This is a genomic window from Paraburkholderia nemoris, from assembly GCF_905221015.1.
GTDB classification, from domain to species: domain Bacteria; phylum Pseudomonadota; class Gammaproteobacteria; order Burkholderiales; family Burkholderiaceae; genus Paraburkholderia; species Paraburkholderia nemoris.
Genome location: NZ_CAJNBO010000004.1, coordinates 195,767 through 214,654 on the forward strand (window position 1 = coordinate 195,767; position 18,888 = coordinate 214,654).

Below are 18,888 nucleotides of genomic sequence, written 5' to 3' on the forward strand. Positions count from 1 at the left end.
TCAGCCTTTGAACGGATTGTGTTCGCGCAGCTCGTCCACATACGCGTGGATGCTGTTCTTTTCGTTGTCGAGGAAGTGACCGACCGCGTCGGCGAAGGCCGGATGCGCGAGCCAATGCGTCGAGCGCGTCACGGTCGGCAAAAAACCACGCGCCATTTTATGCTCGCCCTGGGCGCCGCCTTCGAACGCACCTAGCTTTTCTTCGATACAGAATTCGAGCGGCTGGTAGTACGCCGTTTCGAAGTGCAGGCAGGGCACGTGTTCCAACGCACCCCAGTAACGGCCATAGAGCGTGCCGCCGGTTTTCGCGTCGCGCTGATAGACCACGAGCGAGCTGGCGATCGGCTTGCCTTCGTATTCGGCGATCACCAGCAGCAGATTTTCCGGCATCGACGCGCCGATCATCCGGAAGAAATCGAGGTTCAGATACGGACTCGAAAAATGCTCGCGGTAGGTTTGCCGATAACACTTGCTGAAGAATCGCCAGTCGGCGTCCTGGATATCTTCGCCGCGAATCCGGCGCATCGTCACGCCGGCCTCCTGAACCTTGCGACGCTCCGCGCGGATGTTCTTGCGCTTCTTCTGTTCGAGCGTGGAGAGGAAGTCGTCGAAGTCGCGATAACCGTCGTTTAGCCAGTGAAACTGCACGCCTTCGCGCTGCATCATGCCCATGTCGGTCAGCGCAGCGCCTTCCGTTTCGGTCGGAAACAGCACGTGCAGCGACGATACGTCGGCCTGCTCGGCGAACGCCATCAGCGTCGCGGCCAGATGCCTGAGCGCATGCGTATCCGCCGATAACAGCCGGTTGCCCTGCACTGGCGTGAACGGCACGGCGCACAGCAGCTTCGGGTAATACTGCAGACCGTTGCGCTTGTACGCGTCGGCCCACGCCCAGTCGAAGACATATTCGCCGTACGAGTGCCCCTTCAGATACACGGGCGCGGCGGCCGCGAGCTTGTCCGTGCGCGGGTCGGTGAGCGTGACGAATTGCGGCGCCCAGCCGGTATCGGCGACCGCGCAACGGGTCGCGTGCAGTGCGCTCAAGAACTCGTGCCGCAGAAACGGCGTGGGCTGCGCTTGCTGGGCGAGGAGGGCATTCCATTCCGCGGCGTCCACCTCGGAGGGCGACGCCAGAATGCCCGTGCGATAATCAAAGCGTTCCTGGTTCAATCTGTGTGACTGTTCCCAATGAGCGACGCGCAGCATGTAGCGGTGCGTCGTTCGTTTATCCGATTTGTCCGTTGCCGTCGAGCTAACCAGCCACGGTACTCGCAAGCCGTCTGGCTTGCCTGTCGATCCTGCCATGAAGACCCGAATCGCTCTTGCTCAAATCAATGTCACCGTCGGCGACTTCGCCGGCAATGTCGCGAAGATTGTCGATGCCGCGCGCGCCGCGCACAACGATGGTGCGAAGCTGCTGATTGCGCCTGAACTCGCGCTATCCGGCTATCCGCCCGAAGATCTGCTGCTGCGTCCCGCGTTCTACACCGCGAGCGCGGCGGCGCTGGCCGATCTGGCCACGCAACTGAAGCCCTTCGCCGGCTTGCATGTGATCGTCGGCCATCCGCTGCGTGACTTGACGCACAGCGCGGCGCACGGCCATGGTAATGCAAACGCGCCGATCGAGCGCGGCGTGCCCCCAATCGATACCTTCAACGCGGCGTCGCTGATCGTCGATGGAGAAGTGGTCGGCACCTATCGCAAGCAGGATTTGCCCAATACCGAGGTGTTCGACGAGAAGCGCTACTTCGCTTCCGACCCGAAACCGTTCGTGTTCGAACTGGACGGCGTGAAGTACGGCGTGGTGATTTGCGAGGACGCGTGGCATGCGTCGGCCGCGCAAATGGCGAAGGCAGCGGGCGCACAAGTGCTGCTGATTCCGAACGGCTCGCCGTATCACCTGAACAAGGAAGCGGTGCGCTTCGACATTCTGCGCGCGCGGATTCGCGAGACCGGCTTGCCCATGGTCTACGTGAACATGGTCGGCGCGCAGGACGAACTGGTGTTCGACGGCGGCTCGTTCGTACTCGATGAAAAGGGCGAGCTGGTCGCGAAGATGGCGCAGTTCGAGGAAGGCAACGCGATTGTCGAGTTCGACGGCGGCAAGCCGGTGCCCACGGCGATCGCACCGGAGCTCTCGCTCGAAGCGCAGGTGTATGCCGCGCTCGTAATGGGCGTGCGCGACTACATCAACAAGAACGGCTTTCCCGGCGCGCTGATCGGCCTGTCGGGCGGGGTGGATTCGGCGCTGGTGCTGGCCGTCGCGTGCGACGCACTAGGCGCCGACCGTGTGCGGGCGGTAATGATGCCGTCGCGCTACACCGCCGACATTTCAACCACCGACGCTGCCGAGATGGCACGCCGCGTCGGCGTGCGTTACGACGAAATCGCGATTGCACCGATGTTCGACGCGTTCCGCGGCTCGCTCGCCGAGGAATTCGCCGGCCGCGCCGAAGACGCCACCGAAGAAAACATTCAGGCGCGCATTCGCGGCACCTTGCTGATGGCGTTGTCGAACAAGTTCGGCTCGATCGTGCTGACCACTGGCAACAAGAGCGAGATGGCAGTGGGTTACTGCACGTTGTACGGCGACATGGCCGGCGGCTTCGCGGTGATCAAGGACATCGCCAAGACGCTGGTCTACAAGCTGTGTCACTACCGCAATCAGGCCACCACGTTCAGCAAGCAGGATGTGATTCCCGAGCGGATTCTGACACGCGCGCCGTCGGCTGAGCTGCGCGACAACCAGACTGATCAGGACAGCTTGCCGCCGTACGAAGTGCTCGACGCGATCATGCGCATGTACATGGAAGAGGACCGCTCGCTTGCCGAAATCATCGCGGCGGGCTACGCGGTCGACGACGTGAAGCGCGTCACGCGCCTCATCAAGATCAACGAATACAAACGCCGTCAGGCGCCGATCGGCATTCGCGTTACGCATCGCGCTTTCGGCCGCGACTGGCGTTATCCGATTACGTCGCGCTATACCGAGCCGGTGGAGTGAGCGTTAGGCGAACGACTGCGGACTTACCCCATAGCAGACCAGAAGCACGCGCCGGATTGCCGCAACGCATCCGGCGCGGCGTAGAATAAAAATCATCCATTTCCCTTTCAACCTTCCAATCACGAGATGAGGTCCGCCATGAAGCGCATCACTGCAGTCATCAAACCGTTCAAACTCGACGAAGTGCGCGAGGCGCTTGCTGAAGTCGGCCTCACGGGGTTGACCGTGACGGAAGTCAAAGGCTTCGGTCGGCAAAAAGGCCACACCGAGCTCTATCGTGGTGCAGAGTATGTGGTCGACTTTCTGCCGAAAGTGAAGATCGAAGTGGTGGTCGCGGACAACCAGTGCGATCAGGTGATCGACGCGATCATCGGCGCGGCGCGTACCGGCAAGATCGGCGACGGCAAGATCTTCGTCGCGGACGTGGAGCGTGTGATCCGGATTCGCACGGGTGAGGAGAACGAAGCGGCGGTTTGAGCGGTTCGACTCGCACTGTTGAAACGCAGAGTTAAAGCGCCGGTATTGACATCCGCGGCACGCACGCACCGATCAGGTGCGCCGGGGCAGTGGCAAAACCGTGCGTGCAAATAAAAAACGGTGCGATACCCTTTCGGACATCGCACCGATACGCGCCTCTCGCAGCAGCGTGAAAAAGATTCTCTTGGAGAACTGGTTACTACGCCCCGAAGGAAATCCCCTCGGGGCACACTGTTCGATTAGAACGAGTGTTGAATACCTGCGTACACGCCGGTCTGGCTATGACCCGGCAGCGGGTTCTCGTCGTACGTGCCTCCGGTAGCCGAGTTGCCCGTACCGCCAACGCCTGCGGTGTTGGCATCGAGGCCGAAGTTAGCCGTCTTGCTGTTACGCACCGTTGCAACCTGGATGTCCAGCAGCGTGCGCTTGGACAGGTTGTACGAACCGCCGATCGTGTAGATCGTTGCGTTACCCGCGCCCTTGTTCGCGTTCACGTGATAAACCGCTGCGATCAGTGCGGCAGCCGGCGTGGCTTGCCACGTCACGCCACCCCATTCGTGATCGAGCGAGGTCGGTGCTGCGCCTGCTGCGCTGGCCGCGGACGACGTACGGATCGCCTGGAACGCGCCCTGGATCTTGAACTGACCGAGGAACACGTTGACTGCGCCCGTGTACTCACGCGAGAAGTTGAACGGGTCGGTGAACTGACCGTTCGCGCTGTTGCGGATTTCGTCGTACAAGCCGCGCACCTGGAACAGCGACGAGGTGTACGTGAGTTGCAGACCGGCATCGCGGCCTTGCGGCGTCGTGCCGTTACCGTTCCAGTTCGTCGCGTTCGACAGTGCGTACTGACCATACACGTCAAAGCCGTAGAACTTCGGCGACTGATACGCAATGTTGTTGCTCGATTGCGGCCAGTTGCGGCCACGCACCAGCGATGCCGAGGACCAGTTCGACTGACCGAGCGGGTCGAAGTCCCACACGCCGTTCGAGATGAAGAGCATGCGGCCCATCGTCAGCGTACCGTATGCGTCGTTCGACATACCGACCGTTGCCCAGCGATTGAAGAGACCGCCGCCGCCAGGACCCTGACCGTTCATGGTGTTGAACGAACCTTCCAACTGGAACAGGACCTTGTTGCCGCCGCCGATGTCTTCGACGCCCTTCATGCCCCACAAGCTCGTACCCCAGTCACCGCTTTCCGCACGGAAGCGCGACGTGGAACCGGTATAGCTGTTGTTCGGAAGGCCGCTGATGTACTCCAGGCCGGCGTCAAGGCGGCCGTACAGCGTTACGCTGCTTTGGGCGTGCGCAACTACACCGGCTGTCATCAACGCAGCGGCGAGCAAAGCTTTCTTCATCTTCTCCTCCATACCCTGTCAAAAAGTGAAACCCAGTACTGCGAATGGTGTTCGGACGCAAGCGCGCCGAACAGAAATCGGTACCAGGGAGATTAGCGGGTGGATTGGGTCTCCTGTCGTGACGGATAGCCTCAGCGGGCTATTCTTCGCGCCATGCCGATCCCTCGCCGACCGGTTCTCCTCTGTTGCTTTGAAGTGAAACTACTTTTAATGAACTTTGTTTTGCTACTTTGGTTACTAATTTATCAAAAATACCCTGGAGTGGGAGAAGAAATTAGTACCGGCTTGGGCCGGTGTCTCCAAATTGCAATACGAATGTGTGCAAGGAATCGTTGCGGTATCCCCAAAAAGGCGGGAAACCCTTACGCCGTAAGGGAATCACGGATTGGGACGGACCGCGTTAAGGATTGCCACTATTGACGCTTCAAATGCGGCAGAGTAAGGCGGAAAGAGGGTGGTTCGGGGCAGCTTCGTGCCCATTTTGGAGGCCAGAATGGCCGGAATGCACAGGTGAGCGAAGTAAAAAAGGCGCTCGTAAGCGCCTTGTAATGCTACTTTGACTACAGCCCAAATAGCGGGTTGTACGACAGTCTTATTTGAGGCTGCCGGAGAGGAACTGCTTGAGCCGTTCGCTCTTCGTGTTCTTGAAGACTTCGTCCGGATGGCCTTCTTCTTCGACCCGGCCTTGATGCAGGAACATCACGTGATTCGACACGTTGCGCGCGAACGCCATTTCGTGAGTGACAACGATCATCGTGCGGCCTTCTTCGGCGAGCGTCTGCATGACCTTGAGCACTTCACCGACCAGCTCGGGATCGAGCGCCGAAGTCGGTTCGTCGAACAGCATCACGTCAGGGTGCATGGCCAGCGCGCGCGCGATCGCGACGCGTTGTTGCTGACCGCCCGACAGATGCGACGGGTACTGTTTCTCGAGACGGGGTGCGAGGCCCACTTTCTCCAGATACTCACGCGCGCGCTCTTCGGCTTCCTTGCGCTTCAGACCCAGCACGTTGACCGGCGCCTCGATGATGTTCTCGAGCACGTTCATATGCGCCCACAGATTGAAGTGCTGGAACACCATCGACAACCTGGTGCGCACGCGCTGCAACTGCTTCGGATCGGACACGCGCAAAGCGCCGTTCTTGCCGATCTGCGTGCGGACTTCTTCGCCGTCGACGAAGATGCGTCCGGAGTTCGGCTGCTCGAGGAAGTTGATGCAGCGGAGCATCGTGCTCTTGCCTGAACCGGATGAGCCGATCACGCTGATCACGTCGCCGGCGTTGGCCTTCAGCGACACGCCCTTGAGGACTTCGTTGTCGCCGTACTGTTTGTGAAGCTCGTCGACGAAGAGCTTTTGCTTCTTGGTGTTCATCGGGATCCTTGGCGGGCTTACTTGCTTGGGGGCGTGCGCCCTTCTTGTTTACTTGCCTTGCGGCCGCAGGTAAGCGAGCCAGCGGCGCTCGGCGCGGCGGAACAGCCACACGAGCGCAAAAGAAATCAACAGATAGAGCAGGGCGGCGATACCGAACGCGTTGAACGACTGGTACGTGGCCGAGTTCACGTCACGGGCGATCTTGAGAATGTCCGGCACGGTCGCGGTGAACGCGACGGTGGTGGCGTGCAGCATCAGGATCACTTCATTGCTGTAGTACGGCAACGCGCGGCGCAGCGCCGACGGCAGAATCACTCGCCGGTACAGCGTGAACGACGACATGCCATACGCGCGCGCCGCTTCGATCTCGCCATACGGCGTGGCCTTGATCGCGCCCGCGAAAATCTCGGTGGTGTACGCGCAGGTGTTCAACGTGAACGCGAGCAGCGTGCAATGCATGCCGTCGCGGAAGAACGCGTTGGTCAGTTCGTGGTTGCGAATGATTTCGAGGCTGTACAGGCCGGTGTAGCAGAGCAGCAGTTGCACGTAGAGCGGTGTGCCGCGGAACACATACGTATACAGCCAGACCAGACCGGCGAGCCATTTCTTCTTCGACACGCGCGCGACCGAGAGCGGAATCGACAGGCAGAAGCCGAGTCCGATCGACACCACCAGCAGCCACAACGTGATCACGACGCCGGTGAGGCGGTAGCCGTCGGTATACAGATAGTTGCGCCAGTATTCCTGAATGATCTCGATCATAGATCCGCCTTTCGCACGCCGGTCGAGTAACGCTTTTCGAGGTACATCAGCACGAAGTTGGACACTGTGGTGATGACGAGATAGATCGCCCCTGCGAACAGGGTGAAGAAGAAGAACCGCAGCGTGCCCTTGCCCGCATCCTGCGAGGCCTTGACGACATCGGCGAGACCGATGATCGACACCAGCGCCGTGGCTTTCACCATCACCTGCCAGTTGTTGCCGATGCCGGGCAGCGCGAAGCGCATCATCTGCGGGAACATGATCCGCGTGAACACCTGCCAGCCGGTCATGCCGTAGGCTGAGCCCGCTTCGAGCTGGCCGCGCGGCACCGCGAGGAACGCGCCGCGGAAAGTCTCGGTGAAGTACGCGCCGTAGATGAAGCCCAGCACCGCGACGCCGGCCACGAATGGGTCGATGTCGATCTGGTCCCAGCCGAGCAGGTCGGTCAGGTTATTCAGCCAGATCTGGATGCTGTAGAACAGCAGCAGCATCAGCACCAGGTCGGGCACGCCGCGCACGAGCGTCGTGTAGACGGTGCCGGCACCATAGGAGAAGCGGTTTTTCGACAGCTTCGCCGCCGCGCCGAGCAGGCCCAGTACGAAAGCGAACGCCAGCGACAACACCGCCAGTTTGACGGTTTGCCAGGTGCCGTTAAGAAGCAGCGGGCCGTAGCCTTGAAGGAACATATGGGGTCCTTGACGATGCGCTTGTGACGCACCGCGAAAGACGCGGCCAGCTCTGCGCCGCGTTTGCCGCGAGCCTGGGCTCGCCGTTTCCTGCGGCGCACAGCGCACCGCTGTGCAAATCATGACTGCATGGCCGTTGCCGGTCTTGCAGCGCGCTTTTCGATTCTTGTTGTGAATCGGGGTTGAAGCTGCTTCTGAAACTGCTTTTTAAAGCTATCAGCGACTGTATTACGAAGCCTCGGGAAAGCCCATGCGGGCGAGCCCCGAGTCAATGAGCAACTCAACGACCAGGATAGATATCGACGTCGAAGTACTGCTTTTCCAGTTTCCTGAACGTACCGTCCTGATGCACTTGCGCCAACGCCTGGTTGAACATCGCTTTTAGCGCGACGTCATCCTTGCGCAGGCCGATGGCCGTGCCTTCGCCGATCGTCTTTGGGTCTTTCACTTCCGGGCCGGCCCAGGCGAAGCCTTTGCCGCGCGGCGTCTTCAGGAACCCGGCGTCGGCTTGCAATTCGTCCTGCAACGCGGCGTCGAGACGCCCCGAAGCGACATCGGCGTACACCTGATCCTGATTCTGGTAGGACACCACGGTCACGCCTTTCGGCTCCCAGTACGCCTTGGCGTAGGCTTCCTGAGTCGAGCCCTGCTCGACGCCGACATGCTTGCCCTTCAGCGATTCAGCCGTGGGCAGCAGCGGCGAGCCGGCTTTGGCAATCATGCGGGCCGGCGCGTCGAACAGCGTGTCGGAGAAATCGATCTGGTCGCGGCGCTTGTCCGTGACGGTCAGCGATGACACGATCGCGTCGAACTTCTTGCCCTTCAGTGCCGGGATGATCCCGTCCAGGTCCTGCTCGACCCATACGCACTTGACGTTCATTCTTGCGCACAGCGCTTTGGTCAAATCGACGTCGAAGCCGACGACCTGGCCGCTGGCCGCCTTCGATTCGAACGGCGGGTAGCTGGCGTCCACCCCGATGCGCACGGTTTTCCACTCTTTCGCCATGGCGCCGGTGGCCATGACGGCAAGCGCCACGCACAGTGCGGCCTTCTTCATGTTTCTCCTGGATCAAACTGATCGTCGTGGTGTGCCGATCTCGACGACCGCCGGCTCGTGGCCGGCCGTCGCTATTCTAGGCGGTCAAAATTGTCGCGCCGCGTGCGAGTGTGGCTTCGGGCCCGTCCGGCGCGCCTTCGGCGCCCACGCGTCTTGAAAAGGGCGGTATTTTACCCGATCAGGGGCAGCGCGCCAGTGCGGGACGCCGCCGGTGGCCGGTGGGCGGGTGCATGCGTTGTGCATGCGCGACGGTGCTGGCGCGCGATTGCACGGATTTATGGAACGATCCAGTGCGTCGTTGCCGATTGTTTAGTGCGCTTTGCGCCCATACATTCTGGGCATCGCTAATTACTCACCGGGAGATCCCCCATGATCGAGATTCGCCGTTCCGACGAACGTGGCCACGCCAATCACGGCTGGCTCGACTCGTATCACAGCTTTTCGTTTGCCGACTACCGCGACCCGCAACACGTGCATTTCGGACCGCTGCGGGTGATCAACGAAGACCGTATCGCCGGCGGCCAGGGCTTCGGCACGCACGGCCATCGGGACATGGAAATCGTCACGTATGTGCTCGAGGGCGCGCTCGCGCACCGCGACAGCATGGGCAACGGCTCGACCATCCGTCCCGGCGACGTGCAGCGCATGAGCGCCGGCACGGGCGTGCAGCACAGCGAGTTCAATGCATCGCAGGACGAGCCGGCGCACCTCTTGCAGATCTGGGTGATCCCGCAACGCGCGGGCGACCAGCCCGGCTACGAGGAAAAGCGCTTCGACGATGCCGACAAGCGCGGGCGTCTGCGCGTGGTCGCCTCGCCCGACGGCCGCGACGGCTCGGTGACGATTCACGCGGATGCATCGATTTACGCGGCGCTGATCGATGGCGCGGAACAGGCCACGTTTGCGTTGCCGAAAGGCCGGCTGGCGTATGTGCACGTGGCGCGGGGCGCGCTGACCGTGAATGGCCAGGCGCTGCAGGCCGGCGACGCCGCCAAGCTCAGCGAAACCGATACGGTGACGCTCGAAAAGGGCGACAACGCGGAAGTACTGCTGTTCGATCTGGGGCAGCTCAACGGGTAAGTGCGAATAGGCGCGACCAGGTGCGGTAGGCGCCGATCACCGGACGTTCATTCATTGCCTGATGACTGATGGTTGAGGGGGCTGGTTGCAAGCGCAACGAATCCCGCCCCTTGAAGCGTGCGCCGCACACAAACAAAAACGCCACGGAAGTTTTTCCGTGGCGTTTTTGCATTCGGACGACGGCCGCGCGAGCCGTCTTCCACCTGCGTCGACCCGCTTACTGATTCGCAGCCGGCGCCGACGCTGCACCCTTATTATGGTGTTCCCAGCGGTCGCGCATCTTTTCGTGACGCGCTTCCATCTTCGCAAAACGCTGCTTCAGCGCCGTGCTGACGGTGGTCTTCTGCTGGTCGTTCAGGCCGTTATAGAACTTGAGCCACGCGTCCGAGGTTTGCTGACGCAGTTGTGCGTCTTTCTGCTCGACCTGCTGATGCGCGGCAGCCATGGCGTTCAGATCCAGAATCGGCTGTTGCTGTGCGGCCTTCATCTGGTTCTTGATCTGTTCATGGTTGGCACGCATGGCCTCATGGTTCTGTTTCATGGTGTCGAGCGCGGCCTGCCATTGCTTTTCCTGATCCGCGTTCAACTTCAACTGGTCATGCAGTTGCGTCAGTTCCTTCATGAAGTGGCCATGCCAGCCGCCGGGGCCGCCATGATCGGCAGGTTGGGCGGCATAGGCAGCGCCCGCGCCGATGGCGAGGGCAGTGGCGGCAACGGCGAGAACGCGCGACATTTTTTTGGTGGACATGTAAGACTCCCTGTAATGGAATAGCCGACGATGCAACCGGTAATGTGGACGGCCTGCATTCGGTAAGTCACAGCGTAGAGAACTGTGCCCGGCGCTGTGTTACGTGGCTTGATGCGGCTGTTACGGGTCATTACGTACGGCTTTCACCGTAACACCCGGTAACCCTTGCGGGCCGTCTGAAATCGAAAACCCTTCCTGCTGCGCGTTAAACTTCATCCCATGGCTACTCAAATACTGGTTGTCGACGACGACGTCGAATTGCGCGATCTGCTGCGCGACTATCTGGCCCGTCAGGGCATCGAAGTTTCGGTGCTGCACGACGCGGGCACGCTCGAGCGCAGGCTCGAGCGCGAGCGTCCGGATCTGATCGTGCTCGATCTGATGATGCCGGGCGTAGACGGGCTGACCGCGCTGCGCAAGCTGCGCGCGTCGGGCGACGACATCCCGGTGATCATGCTGACCGCACGTGCTGACGACGTGGATCGCATCGTCGGGCTGGAGCTCGGCGCGGACGACTATCTCGGCAAGCCGTTCAATCCGCGCGAGCTGTTGGCGCGCGTGCAGGCGGTGCTGCGGCGGCGTCGCACGCTGCCGTCGGCGGCGGCGCCGGAGCAGCGCGAGCCGTTCAACTTCGGCCGCTTCACGCTGGATTTCCAGTCGCGCACGCTGCATCTCGAAGACAAGCCGCTCACGCTGTCGGGCAGCGAATTCGCGCTACTGAAGATTTTCGTCAATCACCCCATGCGCACGCTCACACGCGAGCGCCTGCTCGAACTGCTGCATGGCCCGGAATACGACGGCACCGACCGCGGCATCGACGTACAGGTGTGGCGTTTGCGTCGCATTCTCGAAACCGACCCGTCCACGCCGCGCTTTATTCAAACGGTGCGCGGACGCGGCTACGTGTTCGTGCCGGATGGCGAACAGCATGCGCCGGCCCATTGATTCGCTGTTCGGGCGCCTCGCGCTGCTAGTTATTGCGGTGCTGCTGCTGTCGCATTTCGCGTGGTACGCGCTGATGCGGCTCGAGCGCAGCCAGTTGCAAACGCGCTACGCAGTCGAGGAAGCCACCTTCCTCGTCGACGCGGTGCGCCAGCACGTCGCGCGTACGCCGGACCAGCCCTTGCCGTCGCGCGTCAGGCTGGTCGATCCGGCGAGCGCCGACGTGCCGCCGGATAGCACGGATCTGCCGCCGCCGCTCGAACGGTTCGTCGAGGACGTGCGCGATCGCATGCCCACCGGTACGCTGGTGCGGATCGGCCAGCCAGGCCGTCCGCCCACGCTATGGGTGCGCGCCACCACGGATCGAAGTTGGATCGTCGTGCCGGTGCAGCCCTTGCGCACGCCGCGTTCGCTCGATCGCACGGTGCTATGGCTCGCGATTATCTTTTCGTTCGCGGTGATGGCGGCGCTCTTTGCCGCCTGGGCGCTGCAGCAGCCATTGCGCTCGCTTGCCCAGGCGGTGGCGCGCTTTGGCCGCGGCCTGCCGGTGCCGCCGGTGCCTGAACGCGGTCCGCGCGAGTTGCGGCAGTTGACGCACGGCTTCAACCAGATGGTTCAGGAAGTGGCTCGCACCGAAAACGACCGGGCCGTCATGCTGGCCGGCGTTGCACACGATCTGAAAACGCCGCTGGCACGCTTGCGGCTGCGCGCCGAAATGATGGAAGAAGTGAAGATGCGTGACGGCGTTGTGCGCGACGTCGATTCGATGACGCATATCGTCGAACAGTTTCTGGTGTTCGCACACGACGGCGCCGATCGCAGCGAAGCGGTCGAAGTGGACGGGCAGTGCGAGCGCGTGGTCCGCAGCTATCGTGCGGTCGCTGCCGGTACGGCCACGGTGCGGACCGAACTCAACGCAGGGCCGGGTTTCCTGTTGCCGGCGGCGACGCTCGACCGGATCCTGTCGAACTTGCTGGACAACGCCCATGCCTATGGCGCACCGCCGATTGTCGTCGCCACGGCGCGCACGGCGCAAGGCTTCACGCTTTCGGTGAGCGATAACGGCAGCGGTATCGCTGCGCAGGACCTGATCAACGCCAGCCGACCGTTCGTCCGGCTCGACCCGGCACGTGGCGGCAATGGTCATAGCGGGCTGGGGCTTGCGATCGTCGAGCGTCTGGTGCGGCGTGCAGGCGGGGAGTGGGAGATCGGCAACCACGACGGCCGCGGCTTGCGAGTCTTGATGAGCTTTCCCTTCGACGTGGTGCCGCGTGTCGTGGCGGCATCGGAAAGCGCCTGGGGTTGAGCGGGGCAAGGGCGGCATGCGCTTGCCCCGCTATATATATATGTCGCAATGCCGGATGCGCTGTCTGGAATACGCGTCCGGCAAACTTTGCGCTAGTCAGAAAACAGCGTGTTCAACGCATTGGCCGCGTCGCCATCCACCGTATTCCACGTTACCGTTTCGGCTTCGAAGATGTAGTGCGTGGTGTACTTGCCGAGACGCGTGAGTATCTCTTCCTGAATCAGTTCAGGTGCGACCTCCAGCTTCAGATACCACGCGGTCGAGGACAAGCGCGTCTGGAACGCGCCATATTCGGCCAGCAGATGGTCGAATGCGTCAGCATCCTGATCGCGACAGACGATGACCAAATTTCCCTTCATGCGAATCTCCCGTTAGAGCGGTAGCGGCAACCTCAATGTCAGGGTTGATGATACCTGCTTCGCTACGGGATGCCCGAGGCCGGGACTTGCTTTGCATCAGTGGCCGCACGCATCGGCGCGCGGACGGCACGACGAGCGAATTGAATTCGGAGACGACCGGCGCATTGCCTGGCGCTAGCAGGCGTCGCCAGGCGTCACCAGGCGTTGACCACGGTCCGCGCGGGCGGCGCGGTGTCGTCGGGCGGAAGGGCTTCGGTGCGGTCGCGGCCACCCGACTTTGCTGCGTAAAGCGCCGTGTCGGCGCGGCTCATGATGCGCTCGGGCAGATCGTCGGACGAGAGTTCGGTGATGCCGATGCTCACGCTCAAGCCCACTGAGGACGGCAACTTCGGCGAAGGAATCGCCTTCAGACGCAGACGCAAGCGCTCGACGACTTCACGGCCGCCGGCCAGATCCGTGGCCGGCAGCAGCAAGCCGAACTCTTCTCCACCAAGCCGGCCGATCGCATCTGTGCCGCGCAGTTCGGCCCGGCAGGTATCGACGAAATGTTCGAGCGCGCGGTCGCCGGCGGCGTGGCCGAAGCGGTCGTTGATCTGCTTGAAGTGGTCGAGGTCGGCGATCGCCATGCACAGCGGCTCATTGCCTGCATGCGCGCGTTCGATCTCGTGGCGCAGCAGGTCGAGGAAGTAGCGCCGCGACAGCGCACCGGTCAGCGCATCGTGACGGGCCTCAGCCGAGAGCAGCGTGTTGGCCGACTGCAATTGTTCTGCAAGGTCGCGCGTGGCGCGATGGTGGCGCCGCTCGCGCACGTACGACACGGTGATGACCCACGCGAGCGCGACGGTGCCGGCCAGCGTCAGAAACACCAGCAGATGGTCGCGCTTGTGATTGCGCAGCAGTTCGGGCCAGGCCGCGAGCGGATCGACCAGATGCGCCGAGAGCCCCGAGTTCAGGCCGTTGCGTGCCTGGTACAGCGATGGCGCCGGCTGCTCGCTCATGCCGAACAACTGTTCAGCGACTCCTGCGGGCACCCAGGGCGCCTGTTCGCGCACCCGCGTGTCGACCTGAATCTGGATGTCGGGGAGGATTTCGCGGCGATAGACGGTCAGGCGCTCGGTGGCGCTCATCTTCGTGACGCGCGAATTCGGCAGCGCGTGACCTTCGAGTGTGCTGTTGTGCGCCATGATGATGACGCCGTTTTCATCGGCGACGAAGGTGCCGGCATGCGCGACCCAGTGGCGCAGCCGCGCGATCCCTACCTTGGCCACCACGACCCCCACGAGCATACCGTCGGCGTACACCGGCGCCGCGATGAAGATGCCCGGCTCGCCGCTCTGGCGGCCGACGCCATAAGCTTCCGAAAACGCGCCGAGCAAGGCATTCGTCAGGTAGCTGCGCATGCGCATATCCGCGCCGACGAAGCTGTGCTCCGCTGCAAGCGGTCGATTGACGGAGTTGCTCGAAGCGACGCAGATGCCGTTGGTGTTGACGAGCCAGATCTGGTCGAGCCCGGAGAAGCCTTGCGCGTCGTGCAGGAAATTGCTCACAGTGCGCATCTGCGGGTCTTTTAACAACGCGTCGCGCAGGGCGGGTTCCGCCGCTTCGCCGTTCGCGGCATAATTCTGGGATTGCACCAGCGCTTGCTGGACCACGTCCATTTCGGCCATGGTTGCGGGAATGGCCCGCGACATGGCGAGGTCGCTGGCGATCACCTCCGCCATGTTGTCGACGATCGACGTGGACATCTGGCGTTGCGTGCGCAAAGCCGCGTCCAGCTCTTGCTGTACCATCCGGTCCGCGACCATGCCGGCCACGAACCAGCAAACGAGCACGATCAGCGCGAAGCTGATCGGTCCGGTTGCCTGGCGCAAGGTTGTCCTGTTCATCGACCCTCTGATTCGTCTGGCTGTGACATGCAACTAGCTCATTCGTGGCAGCGCCCCGGCGCTGTGTCGCCCCTGTGGAAGCGGCTGGCGATACGCCCTCGGTGTGGGCCGCGTTCTAGACCGGCATAACCGCAAAGAGGCGTGCCGTCTGTTGATTTTAACCGTCATGGGGCCTGACGCCACCGTTATTGCGGGAATGCGAAGTACATCCGCTTTGTCCATCAGGTTCTTAACGGCAGCGCATGAGCTTTCTGAATGGCTACGCGGGTTTTACAGGTGTTTGAAACCCGATCCGCGCAGTGATCGCGATTGCCGGGAAAGTGGCGGGCCGACGGTAGATGGTTCGCGCTACATGCTTTAGCGGTGCCGGCCGGAGGCGGTTGCCGGGGTGTTCGACGCTATTTATTGCTATTTGCCGTGAAAGGTTGTGCCTGAAACATAGGATGGTGTAGTGTCGTGCCGTCCAAAACAAGGAAAGCCCGCCAGCCTTCGGGCGGCGCCTGCGGCGACAGGGGCCTGGCTTGACGGTTGCGGTCCCGGGCGGCTTGCCCACGGACGCGTCCGCCTCCGGTCCACGTGTCTCCAACGCTAACGATTTACCGCGCACATGCGTTTTGCCATGCCTGATTTCCGCTGTCTGGACCGATCTACAGACTGCCGCGCCAAAGCCGCGGCCCCCTGCGTGCGTTTGAATACCTGTATGAATAGGGAGAGCGTCTGATGGATTTCAGCTTCAATCTGAAGCGCACCGCCAATGCCTCGGCATGGCGGGTGTTGCCTAATCGTTGGGACTTCGTCGCCTTTCCGCTGATCATCTGCATCATTGCGATGGCGGCGATCGGCTTTCACGAGACCCTGGCGCCAATGTCGACGCTCAAGACTCAGGCGATCTCGCTCGACCCGTCGAATCTGCCCGAGTACGCCATGCGCACCACGCTGCGCATGCTGGCGGCAATGGTCGCCTCGCTGATCTTCACGCTGGTGTACGGCACGCTGGCTGCCAAGAGCCGTCGCGCCGGCATGGTGCTGGTGCCGATTCTCGACATCCTGCAGTCGGTGCCGGTGCTTGGCTACATTTCGTTTACGGTCACGTTCTTCCTCGCGCTGTTCCCCGGCCGCGTGCTCGGCGCCGAGCTGGCGGCGATCTTCGCGATCTTCACGAGCCAGGCGTGGAACATGACATTCAGCTTCTACCAGTCGCTGCGCACGGTGCCGCGCGATCTGGACGAAGTGTCGCGCGGCTTTCATCTGACTTCATGGCAGCGCTTCTGGAAACTCGAAGTGCCGTTCTCGATGCCGGGCCTCATCTGGAACATGATGATGTCGATGTCGGGCGGCTGGTTTTTCGTGGTCGCTTCCGAAGCCATCACGGTCGGCAACAATACGATCACGCTGCCAGGGATCGGCGCCTATCTCGCGCAGGCGATTTCCGACAAGAATCTGCACGCAATTGGCTGGGTGATCCTTGCCATGACGGTCGTGATTCTTGCGTACGACCAGTTCATGTTCCGCCCGCTCGTCGCGTGGGCCGATAAATTCCGCATGGAAACCACCAGCTCGGGCAATGCGCCGGAATCGTGGCTGCTCGACCTGATCCGCCGCACCCATCTGATTCACCGTCTGCTGGTGCCGCTCGGCTGGATGTTCGCCAGGGCCGCGCGCGTCAACTTCACGTTGCCGGCGTTTGGCGGCCCGCGTTTCCAGATTCCGCAGCGCGAGAAGACTTCGCGCATCGGCGATATTGTCTGGGCGGCTGTGGTGCTGATCGCCACGGTCTTTGTGGTGTACCGCGTGATCGCGTACGTGCGAACCGGCGTGTCGCTCGACGAAGTCTGGCACGTGCTCGTACTCGGGCTCATCACGCTGCTGCGGGTGGTGGTGCTGATCGCGATCGCTTCGGTGATCTGGGTGCCGATCGGTGTGCTGATCGGCCTGCGGCCGGCGCTAGCCGAGAAGGTGCAGCCGGTTGCGCAGTTCCTCGCCGCGTTCCCGGCGAATCTGCTGTTCCCGGTGTTTGTGATCGCCATCGTGCGCTTTCATCTGAACCCGGACATCTGGCTGTCGCCGCTGATCGTGCTCGGCACGCAGTGGTATATCCTGTTCAACGTGATTGCCGGTGCGAGTTCGTATCCGAACGACTATCGGGAAGCGGCCAAGAACTTCCACATTCGCGGCTGGCAATGGTGGCGTCAGGCGATGCTGCCGGGCATTTTCCCCTATTACGTGACTGGCGCGATCACCGCGTCGGGCGGTGCGTGGAACGCCAGTATCGTTGCTGAATTCGTCCAGTGGGGCGACACCAAGGTTGCCGCGCATGGCTTGGGCGCATATATCGCGCAGACCACCGCAGCAGGCGACTATCCGAAGATCATCGTGGGCATCGCCGTGATGTCCCTGTTCGTGACCCTGTTCAACCGCCTGCTGTGGCGTCCGATGTTCGCCTACGCCGAAGCGAAGCTCCGGCTAGATTGAGAATTAAAGGCTAAAACGCGATGCAAAATCCTAAAGCTGCTATGACCGCCGCGCCGATCCAGACCCCGCCGATGCCGCCGCGCCTCGGTGAGGAGATCTTGCGCGTCAAGGACGTGTGCCGCGGGTTCAACAAGTCGCAGGGCGAGCTGCTCGTCCTCGACGACGCGAATCTGTCGTTGCGCGAAGGGGAGATCGTCGGGTTGCTGGGCCGCTCGGGCTCGGGCAAGTCGACGCTGTTGCGCATCATCGCCGGTCTGATCGAGCCGACCGACGGCGAAGTCACGTATATGGGCAAGCCGCTCGACGGCCCGGCCAAGGGCGTAGCGATGGTGTTCCAGACCTTCGCGCTGTTCCCGTGGCTGACCGTGCTGCAAAACGTGGAAGCGGGACTCGAAGCACAAGGCGTCGGCGCGAGTGATCGCCGTACGCGCGCGCTGGCGGCGATCGACCTGATCGGTCTCGACGGTTTCGAAAACGCGTATCCGCGCGAGTTGTCTGGTGGTATGCGTCAGCGCGTCGGCTTTGCGCGCGCGCTGGTGGTCGACCCCACGCTGCTGCTGATGGACGAGCCGTTCTCCGCGCTCGACGTGCTGACCGCCGAAACGCTGCGTACCGACCTGCTCGACCTGTGGACGCAAGGCCGCATGCCGATTAAGGCCGTGCTGATCGTCACGCACAACATCGAGGAAGCGGTGTTCATGTGCGACCGGATTCTGGTGCTGTCGTCGAATCCTGGCCGTGTGATCGCCGAGATCAAGGTGCCGTTCAAGCATCCGCGTAACCGTCTGGACCCGGCATTCCGCCGGCTGGTCGACGACATCTACGCGAAGATGACCGCGCGGCAGACGGATGAAAAGACCAAGAAGGGCCTCGAGCTGCATAGCTGGCTGCCGCACGTGTCGACCAACCTGATGGCCGGTCTGATCGAAACGCTGGCCGCCGCACCGTACCACGGCCGTGCCGACATGCCGGAAATCGCCCGCTCGCTACATCTGGAGGTGGACGATCTGTTCCCGGTCGCCGAAGTGCTGCAGCATCTGGGCTTTGCCGACATTCGCGAAGGGGATATTTTCCTGACGCCGCCGGCGCGCGTGTTCTCTGAATTCGGCACCCAGGAGCGCAAGATGATGTTCGCGGAACATCTGCTGCGCCACGTGCCGCTCGCCGCGCGGATCAAGAAGGTGTTGAACGAACGGCCGGGGCACCGCGCGCCGCGCGTGCGTTTCGAGCAGGAACTGGAGGATTTTCTGTCGGACAGCGCCGCGGAAGAGACGCTCGACGCAGTGATCAACTGGGGCCGTTATGGCGAGATCTTCTCGTACAACGACCAGACGGAAATTTTCAGTCTGGAAGACGTGGAGTCTTAAATCCGGTTG

16 protein-coding genes are annotated in these 18,888 nt (G+C 62.1%); 7 read left to right on the forward strand and 9 right to left on the reverse strand.

What is annotated here, in order from left to right; genetic code table 11:
- A complete protein-coding gene (locus KHO33_RS07750) occupies nucleotides 1-1,170 on the reverse strand; it encodes a GNAT family N-acetyltransferase (protein WP_200564477.1) in 1,170 nt (389 codons plus the stop codon).
- 133 nt (nucleotides 1,171-1,303) lie between these two features.
- Between KHO33_RS07750 and KHO33_RS07755 the strand changes: the two genes are divergently transcribed.
- Together KHO33_RS07755 and glnK are read left to right on the forward strand one after the other, a co-directional pair.
- A complete protein-coding gene (locus KHO33_RS07755) occupies nucleotides 1,304-3,004 on the forward strand; it encodes an NAD+ synthase (RefSeq protein ID WP_200564378.1) in 1,701 nt (566 codons plus the stop codon).
- 138 nt (nucleotides 3,005-3,142) lie between these two features.
- Nucleotides 3,143-3,481: a P-II family nitrogen regulator gene (glnK, locus tag KHO33_RS07760; RefSeq protein WP_006048444.1), complete on the forward strand. Its 339-nt coding sequence runs from the start codon at nucleotides 3,143-3,145 to the stop codon at nucleotides 3,479-3,481.
- A gap of 239 nt (nucleotides 3,482-3,720) precedes the next feature.
- Here the strand turns inward: glnK and KHO33_RS07765 are convergent, their stop codons facing one another.
- The 5 genes from KHO33_RS07765 to KHO33_RS07785 all read right to left on the reverse strand — a co-directional run bounded on the left by KHO33_RS07765 (nucleotide 3,721) and on the right by KHO33_RS07785 (nucleotide 8,719).
- Nucleotides 3,721-4,842, reverse strand: coding sequence for a porin (locus tag KHO33_RS07765; protein ID WP_054035152.1), 1,122 nt, complete (start codon nucleotides 4,840-4,842; stop codon nucleotides 3,721-3,723).
- A gap of 592 nt (nucleotides 4,843-5,434) precedes the next feature.
- Nucleotides 5,435-6,214 carry an ABC transporter ATP-binding protein gene (locus tag KHO33_RS07770; protein WP_054035062.1) on the reverse strand — a complete coding sequence of 260 codons (780 nt, stop codon included), beginning with the start codon at nucleotides 6,212-6,214 and terminating at the stop codon, nucleotides 5,435-5,437.
- Nucleotides 6,215-6,262: 48 nt separating this feature from the next.
- Nucleotides 6,263-6,976, reverse strand: a complete 714-nt coding sequence (locus KHO33_RS07775) for an ABC transporter permease (RefSeq protein WP_054035061.1) — start codon at nucleotides 6,974-6,976, stop codon at nucleotides 6,263-6,265.
- Complete coding sequence (locus KHO33_RS07780; RefSeq protein ID WP_093643848.1) at nucleotides 6,973-7,662, reverse strand: ABC transporter permease; 690 nt, start codon at nucleotides 7,660-7,662, stop codon at nucleotides 6,973-6,975. The genes KHO33_RS07775 and KHO33_RS07780 overlap by 4 nt, the downstream gene beginning before the upstream one ends.
- Before the next feature lie 280 nt (nucleotides 7,663-7,942).
- Nucleotides 7,943-8,719: an ABC transporter substrate-binding protein gene (locus tag KHO33_RS07785; RefSeq protein ID WP_200564379.1), complete on the reverse strand. Its 777-nt coding sequence runs from the start codon at nucleotides 8,717-8,719 to the stop codon at nucleotides 7,943-7,945.
- A 369-nt stretch (nucleotides 8,720-9,088) separates the two neighbouring features.
- Here KHO33_RS07785 and KHO33_RS07790 point away from each other — a divergent pair, with 369 nt between their 5' ends.
- A complete protein-coding gene (locus KHO33_RS07790; RefSeq protein WP_200564380.1) occupies nucleotides 9,089-9,799 on the forward strand; it encodes a pirin family protein in 711 nt (236 codons plus the stop codon).
- 217 nt (nucleotides 9,800-10,016) lie between these two features.
- Here KHO33_RS07790 and KHO33_RS07795 read toward each other — a convergent pair whose 3' ends face one another.
- Nucleotides 10,017-10,547, reverse strand: coding sequence for a periplasmic heavy metal sensor (locus KHO33_RS07795; RefSeq protein ID WP_054035059.1), 531 nt, complete (start codon nucleotides 10,545-10,547; stop codon nucleotides 10,017-10,019).
- Nucleotides 10,548-10,766: 219 nt separating this feature from the next.
- Here KHO33_RS07795 and KHO33_RS07800 point away from each other — a divergent pair, with 219 nt between their 5' ends.
- Nucleotides 10,767-11,492 (forward strand): response regulator, encoded by a 726-nt coding sequence (locus KHO33_RS07800; RefSeq protein ID WP_054035058.1) that lies wholly within the window; start codon nucleotides 10,767-10,769, stop codon nucleotides 11,490-11,492.
- The gene (locus tag KHO33_RS07805; RefSeq protein WP_200564381.1) at nucleotides 11,476-12,795 is read left to right on the forward strand and encodes an ATP-binding protein; all 1,320 of its coding nucleotides are present in this window, start codon (nucleotides 11,476-11,478) and stop codon (nucleotides 12,793-12,795) included. Before KHO33_RS07800 ends, KHO33_RS07805 begins: the two co-directional genes overlap by 17 nt.
- 92 nt (nucleotides 12,796-12,887) lie before the next feature.
- Here the strand turns inward: KHO33_RS07805 and KHO33_RS07810 are convergent, their stop codons facing one another.
- Nucleotides 12,888-13,154, reverse strand: coding sequence for a hypothetical protein (locus KHO33_RS07810; RefSeq protein ID WP_054035057.1), 267 nt, complete (start codon nucleotides 13,152-13,154; stop codon nucleotides 12,888-12,890).
- A gap of 194 nt (nucleotides 13,155-13,348) precedes the next feature.
- The gene (locus KHO33_RS07815) at nucleotides 13,349-15,040 is read right to left on the reverse strand and encodes a sensor domain-containing diguanylate cyclase (RefSeq protein WP_200564382.1); all 1,692 of its coding nucleotides are present in this window, start codon (nucleotides 15,038-15,040) and stop codon (nucleotides 13,349-13,351) included.
- A gap of 720 nt (nucleotides 15,041-15,760) precedes the next feature.
- On the opposite strand from KHO33_RS07815, the gene KHO33_RS07820 reads away from it, so the two are divergent.
- The gene (locus KHO33_RS07820) at nucleotides 15,761-17,512 is read left to right on the forward strand and encodes an ABC transporter permease (RefSeq protein ID WP_054035055.1); all 1,752 of its coding nucleotides are present in this window, start codon (nucleotides 15,761-15,763) and stop codon (nucleotides 17,510-17,512) included.
- Between the two features lie 20 nt (nucleotides 17,513-17,532).
- Complete coding sequence (locus KHO33_RS07825; protein WP_093643836.1) at nucleotides 17,533-18,879, forward strand: ABC transporter ATP-binding protein; 1,347 nt, start codon at nucleotides 17,533-17,535, stop codon at nucleotides 18,877-18,879.
- Nucleotides 18,880-18,888: the final 9 nt, after the last annotated feature.

Bases quoted from the DNA above. Each gene is read 5' to 3' on its own strand.
- KHO33_RS07755 (WP_200564378.1), top strand. From the start codon at position 1,304: ATGAAGACCCGAATCGCTCTTGCTCAAATCAATGTCACCGTCGGCGAC.
- glnK (WP_006048444.1), top strand. From the start codon at position 3,143: ATGAAGCGCATCACTGCAGTCATCAAACCGTTCAAACTCGACGAAGTG.
- KHO33_RS07765 (WP_054035152.1), bottom strand. From the start codon at position 4,842: ATGAAGAAAGCTTTGCTCGCCGCTGCGTTGATGACAGCCGGTGTAGTT.
- KHO33_RS07770 (WP_054035062.1), bottom strand. From the start codon at position 6,214: ATGAACACCAAGAAGCAAAAGCTCTTCGTCGACGAGCTTCACAAACAG.
- KHO33_RS07775 (WP_054035061.1), bottom strand. From the start codon at position 6,976: ATGATCGAGATCATTCAGGAATACTGGCGCAACTATCTGTATACCGAC.
- KHO33_RS07780 (WP_093643848.1), bottom strand. From the start codon at position 7,662: ATGTTCCTTCAAGGCTACGGCCCGCTGCTTCTTAACGGCACCTGGCAA.
- KHO33_RS07785 (WP_200564379.1), bottom strand. From the start codon at position 8,719: ATGAAGAAGGCCGCACTGTGCGTGGCGCTTGCCGTCATGGCCACCGGC.
- KHO33_RS07790 (WP_200564380.1), top strand. From the start codon at position 9,089: ATGATCGAGATTCGCCGTTCCGACGAACGTGGCCACGCCAATCACGGC.
- KHO33_RS07795 (WP_054035059.1), bottom strand. From the start codon at position 10,547: ATGTCCACCAAAAAAATGTCGCGCGTTCTCGCCGTTGCCGCCACTGCC.
- KHO33_RS07800 (WP_054035058.1), top strand. From the start codon at position 10,767: ATGGCTACTCAAATACTGGTTGTCGACGACGACGTCGAATTGCGCGAT.
- KHO33_RS07805 (WP_200564381.1), top strand. From the start codon at position 11,476: ATGCGCCGGCCCATTGATTCGCTGTTCGGGCGCCTCGCGCTGCTAGTT.
- KHO33_RS07810 (WP_054035057.1), bottom strand. From the start codon at position 13,154: ATGAAGGGAAATTTGGTCATCGTCTGTCGCGATCAGGATGCTGACGCA.
- KHO33_RS07815 (WP_200564382.1), bottom strand. From the start codon at position 15,040: ATGAACAGGACAACCTTGCGCCAGGCAACCGGACCGATCAGCTTCGCG.
- KHO33_RS07820 (WP_054035055.1), top strand. From the start codon at position 15,761: ATGGATTTCAGCTTCAATCTGAAGCGCACCGCCAATGCCTCGGCATGG.
- KHO33_RS07825 (WP_093643836.1), top strand. From the start codon at position 17,533: ATGCAAAATCCTAAAGCTGCTATGACCGCCGCGCCGATCCAGACCCCG.